Genomic DNA, 7810 nt, shown 5'->3' with positions numbered 1-7810 from the left:
CATCCTCGTGCTGATGGTGGTCGGCATCGGCCTGACGGCGCCGCCGATCGGGCTCAACGTCTTCGTGGTCTCGGCCATCGCCAAGGACGTGCCGATCGTCGCGACCTATCGCGGCGTCATCCCCTTCGTCGCAGCCGACGTTCTGCGCCTCGGGCTCGTCGTCGCATTCCCGGCGCTGGCACTCTGGCTGGTCAGGTTGCTCTCATGAATTCCACACCCGACAACCCCTCTTCGCGCCATCAGGTCGTCATCATCGGCGCCGGTCCGTCCGGGTTGCTGCTCGGCTCCCTGCTCCACCGCGCCGGCATCGACGCGCTCATCCTCGAGGCCCGGTCCCCCGACTACGTGCTCGGCCGGATCCGGGCGGGCGTGCTCGAACAGGGAACCGTGGATGTCCTGACCCGCGCCGGCGTGGACGAACGGTTGCGGTCGGAAGGCCTGCCCCATGATGGCTTCGCGCTATGCGTCGATGGGGAGGTCCTGCGCATCGACCTGAAGGCTCTCACCGGCGGCAAGACAGTGACGGTCTATGGCCAGACCGAGGTCACGCGCGATCTGATGGACCAGCGACGCGCGGTCGGGGCGGCCAGCGTCTACGAGGCGGCTGATGTCGCCATCCACGACATCGACTGCCCGAATCCTTTCGTCACCTATGTCAAGGATGGCGTCACCCATCGGGTCAGCTGCGACATTGTCGTCGGCTGCGATGGCTTCCATGGCATCAGCCGGCGCACGGTCGCCGACAAGGGGCTCGAGACCTTCGAGCGGACCTATCCGTTCGGCTGGCTCGGCATTCTCGCCGACGTCCCCCCATGCTCCCATGAGCTCATCTATGTGGCCCATGAGCGCGGCTTCGCGCTATGCTCGATGCGCTCGCCCCACCGCAGCCGATACTACGTCCAGTGCGATCTGAGCGACGACGTGCGGAACTGGTCCGACGATCGCTTCTGGGACGAACTGCGCCGCCGGGTCGGCCCGGCCGTCGCCGATCATGTCGTCACCGGGCCTTCGATCGAGAAGTCCATCGCACCGCTGCGCAGTTTCGTGGCGGAACCTCTCCGCTTCGGTCGCCTGTTCCTCGTCGGCGATGCCGCCCATATCGTGCCGCCCACCGGCGCGAAGGGCTTGAACCTCGCCGTGAGCGACGTCCAGTACCTGTCCAGCGCGCTCGAGGAGTTCTTTCTGGAGCGCTCCAGCGCGGGGATCGACCACTATTCCGCGCAGGCCCTCGATCGCATCTGGAAGGCCGAGCGATTTTCGTGGTCGATGACCACCCTGCTGCACCGGTTCGACAGCTACTCGCCGTTCGAGAAGCGGATGCAGCGCGCGGAATTCGCCCTGCTGCGATCGTCTCAGGCCGCCCAGTCCGTGATGGCCGAGAACTATGTGGGTCTGCCCATCTAGGGCGCGGCAATGGGCCCCCGATGGCGTGCCCGCCTCAGAAGCTCTCGCCGTCACATCGATCGACGAGGAAATCGATGAAGGTCAGGATCTTCGCCTGAGGCCGAGCCGCCGGGGCATAGACCGCGGAGAGGCTCAGTTCCCGGGTCCTGTATTGACCGAGCAGCCGCATCAGGCGACCGGCCCCGATTTGCCGCCGACACGGCGCGCGAGGCTCCTAAACACGAAAGGCCCCGCGCGCTGGCGGGGCCTTTCTGTTCGTCGGCGGGCCGGATCAGGCCGCGTCGAGGGTCGGATAGTCGGTGTAGCCCTTCTCGCCGCCGCCATAGAGCGTGGCGCGGTCGAGTTCGTTCAGCGGCGCGCCGGTGCGCAGGCGCTCGACCAGGTCCGGATTGGCGATGAACGGGCGGCCAAAGGCGATGAGGTCGGCCCGGCCGGCCGAGACCGCGTCGATGGCGAGCCCGCGGGTGTAGCCGTTATTGGCGATATAGGCGCCGGAGAAGGCCTTGCGCAGTGCCGCCCAGCCGAAGGCGACATTGTCGCGCGGCCCACCGGTCGCACCCTCGATCACGTGGATGAAGGCGAGGCCGCGCTTCGACAGCTCTGACACGAACAGGCCGAAGACCTGCGCCGGATCCGAGGTCACGGTGTCGTTGGCCGGGCTCACCGGCGACAGGCGGATGCCGAGACGGGTCTTTGGGAAGACCTTGAGGATGGCATCGACCACTTCGAGGCCGAAGCGCACGCGGTTCTCCGGCGAGCCGCCATAGCCATCGGTGCGCTGGTTGGCGCCGTCCTTCAGGAACTGGTCGATCAGATAGCCGTTGGCGCCATGGATCTCGACACCGTCGAAGCCCGCCTTCAAGGCGTTCGCGGCGGCCTGGGCATATTCGGCGACGACGCCGGGGATCTCGGCGGCCTCCAGTGCGCGCGGCGCCGTCACATCGGCAAAGCCCTCCGCGACATAGGTCTTGGTCTTGGCGGGAATGGCGGAGGGGGCGACCGGCACGCCGCCATTCAGCAGCGAGGCATGCGAGACGCGGCCGACATGCCAGATCTGGGCGAAGATGCGCCCGCCGGCGGCGTGCAGCGTGTCGGTGACGGTCTTCCAGCCGGCAATCTGCTCGGGGCTGTAGAGGCCGGGCGTGTTGAGATAGCCCTGGCCCTGCGGCGAGACCTGCGTGCCCTCGGAAATGATGAGGCCGGCGCTCGCGCGCTGCTTGTAATAGGCAGCGGTCAGCGCATTGGCGGAGATCGTGCCCGGGGTGGCGCGGTTACGCGTCAACGGCGCCATGACGATGCGGTTGGGCAGGACGAGGTCGCCCAGGGTGAAGGGTTGAAAGAGCGGGCTCGCGTCCTGGCTCATCGGAAACTCCAAGGTCATCGGCAAAGCGGCATGTCGCCGCGAAAGGAAGGCACCTCACGTGGGCGCCCTGCTGCAGTGCAGCAAGGCGGGGTGCAGGGCCCGGGTATCACGATGCCGCGAGCATCAGCCCGACAGCGCCCGTGCCGCTTCGATGGCGAGCGGGGCGAAGCGCTTGCGGAAGTCGTCCGGCGACCAGTCGGCAAGGGAGCCGGCGACATGGATGGCGCCGACCGGCATGGAGCGCTCCTTCACCACCGCGGCCGCCACGACGATCTCGCCCATGAGGCTCTCCTCCTGGACGCAGGCATAACCATCGCGCCGCGCCTCGGCGACGCGGGCGCGGATCTGCTCGGGATCGACCAGGGTGCGGGGCGTCAGCGGCACGAGGCGCGAGCGTCGCAGGATCTCGTCGGCATGACGCTCATCGAGGCAGGCCAGCATGGCCCGTCCACCCGCCGTGGCGAAGGTCGGCATGCGCCGCCCGGCAAGGGTCGCGTAGAAGGTCTCGCGCTTGCTCTGGAGCCGCAGGGCATAAAGGATCGTCACGTCATCGAAGAGGCTGAAGTCGACGCGCTCACCGGTGATCTTGCGCAGCTCGGTAACGATGGGCGAGGCCCGCTCGATGAGCGGATTGGACCTCAGATAGTCGAAGGAGCGGTCGAGGATGCGCCGGCCCGGCACGACGCCGGTGCCTGTCGCCGACCGTTCGAGATAGCCGAGCACCAGCAGGGTCTGGACGACGCGCTGCGCCGCGCTCTTCGAGATCTTCGCGGATTTCGCCACTTCCGCGAGGGAGAGCGGGCGCGGACTGCGGGCAAAGGCCTCCAGCACATAGAAGGACCGCGCTGCCGATTTCAGGAAAAGCCGCTCGTCGACCTCGATGATGGGCTCACGCTCTGGGGCCTGGTAACGCCGCTCGAAGGCCGGCTGCTGGAGGGTCACGGGAAGGCTCACTGCAATTTTCGGAACGCCTGTATTGTTCCTCAATACGCGCCGAGAGCCAGCCATCGCCGCGGGACCCCGCCATGCGCCGGCAGGACTTCTCAGTCGAGGTGGGACGTCAGCCGCGCGCGCCGAAGATGGCGCTGCCGACCCGCACATGGGTCGCGCCCATGGCGATCGCGACGGGATAGTCGGCGCTCATGCCCATGGAGACGATGGCAAGGCCGTTGCGGCGCGCCATCGTCGTCAGCAGGGCGAAATGCGGCGCCGGCGGCTCGTCGGCGGGCGGGATGCACATGAGACCCTCGACGGCGAGGCCATGCTCCTCGCGGCAGGAGCGGATGAAGGCATCGGCCTCCTCGGGGAGCACGCCACCCTTCTGCGGCTCGGCGCCGGTATTCACCTGGACAAGGAAGCGCGGCACCCGTGCACCGGCGGCTTTCGCCTTGGCGACCTCCTTGGCGAGTTCCTTTGCCAGCGACGGACGGTCGAGCGTCTCGATCACATCGAAGAGGGCGACGGCCTCCTTCGCCTTGTTGGACTGAAGCGGCCCGATCATGTGGACCTGCGCGTCCGGATAGCGCTGCCGCAGCTCAGGCCACTTGCCCTTGGCGTCCTGCACGTAGTTCTCGCCGAAGACGCGCTGTCCGGCGGCGAGCACCGGCTCGATCGCCTCGATGGGGAAGGTCTTCGACACCGCGACCAGCGTCACCGCACCGGCCGGGCGTTTCGCCTCCGCCGTCGCGGCGGCGATGGCGGCGCGGACCTCGGCGAGGCGGCTGACGGCGTCGGACATGGCATCTCTCACGGGCAGGCTCAACGGCGGCTCCCGCTAGCACGGCTACCAGCCGCGAGCCAGCACCGCAGCCCAATCCTTGACCCGCCGACCCCTTTCGTGTGTTGTCCGCGCTCGCTTTTGCCCTGATTTCCGGACGTGCCGCCCATCATGTCGACCGAACGCTACAACCCGCGCACCGCCGAGCCCAAGTGGCGCGCGGTCTGGGACGAGACGAAGATCTTCGAGACGAGGAACGACGATCCGCGGCCGAAATACTACGTCCTGGAGATGTTCCCCTATCCGTCGGGGCGCATCCATATGGGCCACGTGCGCAACTACACGATGGGCGATGTGGTGGCCCGCTACAAGCGCGCCCGCGGCTTCAACGTGCTCCACCCCATGGGCTGGGACGCCTTCGGCCTGCCGGCCGAGAACGCCGCCATGGCCTCCAAGGTCCACCCGAAGGAATGGACCTACGCCAATATCGCCACCATGAAGGCGCAGCTGAAGAGCATGGGCCTGTCGCTCGACTGGTCGCGCGAGCTCGCCACCTGCGACCCCTCCTACTATGCCCACCAGCAGAAGCTCTTCACCGATTTCATGCGGGCGGGCCTGGTCGAGCGACGCTCGGCCAAGGTGAACTGGGATCCGGTCGACCAGACCGTACTCGCCAATGAGCAGGTGATCGACGGCCGCGGCTGGCGCTCGGGCGCGCTCGTCGAGCAGCGCGATCTCACCCAGTGGTTCCTGAAGATCACCAACTTCTCCGACGAGCTGCTGACCGCCCTCGACGGCCTCGACCGCTGGCCGGACAAGGTCCGGCTGATGCAGAAGAACTGGATCGGCCGCTCCGAGGGCCTGATGGTCCGCTGGGCGCTCAAGTCCGGCACCGCGCCGGCCGGCCATTCCGAGCTCGAGATCTACACGACGCGCCCCGACACCCTGTTCGGCGCCGCCTTCATGGCCATCGCCCCCGACCATCCGCTGGCCCGAGCCGCGGCCGAGACCAATCCGGAGCTTGCCGCCTTCTCCGAGGAATGCCGCCGCATGGGCACCTCGGTCGCAACGCTGGAGACGGCGGAAAAGCTCGGCTTCGACACCGGCATCAAGGCGATCCACCCCTTCGACCCGTCGTGGGAGGTGCCGGTCTATGTCGCCAACTTCATCCTGATGGATTACGGCACCGGCGCCATCTTCGGCTGCCCCTCGGGCGACCAGCGCGACATCGAATTCGCCAACAAATATGGCCTGACTTTCCAGACCGTGGTGAAACCGGCCGATGCGGGCGATGATTTCGCTGTCACCGACACCGCCTATGACGGCGATGGCATGATGATCAATTCGCGCTTCCTCGATGGCCTGACCACCGACGCGGCTTTCGCGGAAGTCGCCTCGCGCCTGGAAAAGACGACGCTCGGCAATACCGCCGTCGCCACCCGGAAGGTCAATTTCCGCCTGCGCGACTGGCTCATCTCCCGCCAGCGCTACTGGGGCTGCCCGATCCCCGTCATCCATTGCGATGATTGCGGTGCCGTGCCGGTGCCGGATTCGCAGCTCCCCGTGCGCCTGCCGGATGATGCCGACTTCTCCAAGCCCGGCAATCCGCTGGACCGGCATCCGACCTGGAAGCACGTCGCCTGCCCGTCCTGCGGCAAGCCGGCCCGGCGCGAGACGGACACGATGGACACCTTCGTCGATTCGTCCTGGTACTTCGCCCGCTTCACCGATCCCTGGCGCACCGACACCCCCACCGATCCGGCCGTGGTCAATGCCTGGCTGCCGGTGGACCAATATATCGGCGGTATCGAGCACGCGATCCTGCACCTGCTCTATTCGCGCTTCTTCACCCGCGCCATGAAGGCCACCGGCCATGCCGGCCTCGACGAGCCGTTCCGTGGCCTGTTCACCCAGGGCATGGTGGTCCACGAGACCTATCGCGGCCCGGACGGCACCTATGTCACGCCGGCCGAGGTGACGATTTCAGGCGAGGGCGACCAGCGTCGCGCCGTGCTCACTGGCTCGAACCAGCCCGTCGAGATCGGCTCCATCGAGAAGATGTCGAAGTCGAAGAAGAACGTCGTCGACCCCGACGACATCATCGACACCTACGGCGCCGACACCGCCCGCTGGTTCATGCTCTCCGACTCGCCGCCCGAGCGCGACGTGATCTGGACCGAGGCCGGCGTCGAGGGCGCTAGCCGCTTCGTTCAGCGCCTCTGGCGCATCGTCGGCGACATCGCCTCCCACAAGGCCTCTGTGGCCACGCCGGCGGCCTTCGGCGAGGAGGCGACCGCCATCCGCCGGGCCGCCCACCAGGCCCTCGCGGCGATCGAGGCGGATGTCGAGCGCCTCGCCTTCAACCGCTGCGTCGCGCATATCTACACGCTCGCCAATGCCCTAGCTCGGGCCCTGGACGGGCTGCGCGGCCAGACGGCTGCAGCGGACATGGCCTCGGCGCTGGCCGAGGCAGGCAGCATCCTGGTGCGCGTCGTCGCGCCGATGATGCCGCATCTCGCCGAGGAATGCTGGGCGGCCCTTGGCCATTCCGGTCTCGCCGCCGAAGAGGCCTGGCCGACCGTGGACACCGCCATCCTGGTGGAGGACACGATCACCCTCCCCGTGCAGGTGAACGGCAAGAAGCGGGCGGACTTGACGATCCCGCGTGAGGCGGCCCAAAAGGATATTGAGACCGCTGCCCTCGCCCTCGACGCCGTCCAGAAGGCTCTCGAAGGCCGGCCCGTGAAGAAGATCATCGTGGTTCCGCAGAGGATCGTGAATGTCGTGGGCTGAGACCTCCCTGCTGCGCCTCCTCCGCGTCGCGACGCTCTGCGCCGCCGCGGCAGGCCTCGCCGGCTGCCTGACCCCGCTCTATGGCGATCCGACCGTCGTGTCAGGCGGGCGCAATGCCCAGGCGGGCCTGCGCGACCTCGACATCCCCGAGATTCCTGGCCGCAACGGGGTGGTCCTGCGCAATGAGCTCATCTATCTGACCCAGGGCGGCGGCGGTCGCGCTGCCAATCCGACCCACGTCCTGCGCGTCACCATGCGTATCGACACCGTACCGATCGTGCTCAACACCGCGGCGGGCCGCCCCTCAGCCCAGTCGGTCACCATTGTCGGCGACTACACGATCACGCCCATCGGCAATCCCCAGCCGATCCACCGCGGATCCGCCTTCGCCAGTGCCTCCTTCGACCGCACGGCGCAGCGCCTCGCCTCCGACCGCGCCGTTATCGAGGCGCAGGAGCGGGCCACCAAGGCCCTCGCCGAGAACATCGTCACCCAGGTTGCCGGCTGGTACGCCACCCGCCCGAGGTGAGCCT

Annotated in this window: 8 protein-coding genes; 4 read left to right on the top strand and 4 right to left on the bottom strand. The window is 67.7% G+C overall.

Annotation, left to right across the window (positions count from 1 at the left end; all coding sequences use genetic code 11):
- On the top strand, nucleotides 1–208 hold a 208-nt coding region (locus O9344_RS14970), incomplete at its 5' end, for a TRAP transporter large permease subunit (RefSeq protein WP_298478939.1).
- Entirely contained in the window at nucleotides 205–1404 is a 1200-nt protein-coding gene (gene pobA, locus O9344_RS14965) for a 4-hydroxybenzoate 3-monooxygenase (protein ID WP_298478936.1), read from the top strand. The genes O9344_RS14970 and pobA, both read left to right, overlap by 4 nt.
- Nucleotides 1405–1438: 34 nt before the next feature.
- Here pobA and O9344_RS14960 read toward each other — a convergent pair whose 3' ends face one another.
- The 4 genes from O9344_RS14960 to O9344_RS14945 form a co-directional block, all read right to left on the bottom strand.
- Complete coding sequence (locus O9344_RS14960; protein WP_298478933.1) at nucleotides 1439–1573, bottom strand: hypothetical protein; 135 nt, start codon at nucleotides 1571–1573, stop codon at nucleotides 1439–1441.
- 102 nt (nucleotides 1574–1675) lie between these two features.
- Nucleotides 1676–2767 carry an alkene reductase gene (locus O9344_RS14955; protein WP_298478930.1) on the bottom strand — a complete coding sequence of 364 codons (1092 nt, stop codon included), beginning with the start codon at nucleotides 2765–2767 and terminating at the stop codon, nucleotides 1676–1678.
- Nucleotides 2768–2890: 123 nt separating this feature from the next.
- A complete protein-coding gene (locus O9344_RS14950) occupies nucleotides 2891–3709 on the bottom strand; it encodes an IclR family transcriptional regulator C-terminal domain-containing protein (protein ID WP_298478927.1) in 819 nt (272 codons plus the stop codon).
- A 118-nt stretch (nucleotides 3710–3827) separates the two neighbouring features.
- The gene (locus O9344_RS14945) at nucleotides 3828–4505 is read right to left on the bottom strand and encodes a YggS family pyridoxal phosphate-dependent enzyme (RefSeq protein ID WP_298478924.1); all 678 of its coding nucleotides are present in this window, start codon (nucleotides 4503–4505) and stop codon (nucleotides 3828–3830) included.
- 150 nt (nucleotides 4506–4655) lie between these two features.
- On the opposite strand from O9344_RS14945, the gene leuS reads away from it, so the two are divergent.
- Together leuS and O9344_RS14935 are read left to right on the top strand one after the other, a co-directional pair.
- The gene (gene leuS, locus O9344_RS14940; protein ID WP_298478921.1) at nucleotides 4656–7277 is read left to right on the top strand and encodes a leucine--tRNA ligase; all 2622 of its coding nucleotides are present in this window, start codon (nucleotides 4656–4658) and stop codon (nucleotides 7275–7277) included.
- Nucleotides 7264–7806: an LPS assembly lipoprotein LptE gene (locus tag O9344_RS14935; protein WP_298478918.1), complete on the top strand. Its 543-nt coding sequence runs from the start codon at nucleotides 7264–7266 to the stop codon at nucleotides 7804–7806. The genes leuS and O9344_RS14935 overlap by 14 nt, the downstream gene beginning before the upstream one ends.
- Nucleotides 7807–7810: the final 4 nt, after the last annotated feature.

Source organism: Phreatobacter sp., assembly GCF_027532945.1.
In the GTDB taxonomy this organism is placed as follows: domain Bacteria; phylum Pseudomonadota; class Alphaproteobacteria; order Rhizobiales; family Phreatobacteraceae; genus Phreatobacter.
The sequence above is the reverse complement of the archived record's forward strand: the minus strand, read 5'-3'. Positions and strand labels throughout refer to the sequence as shown.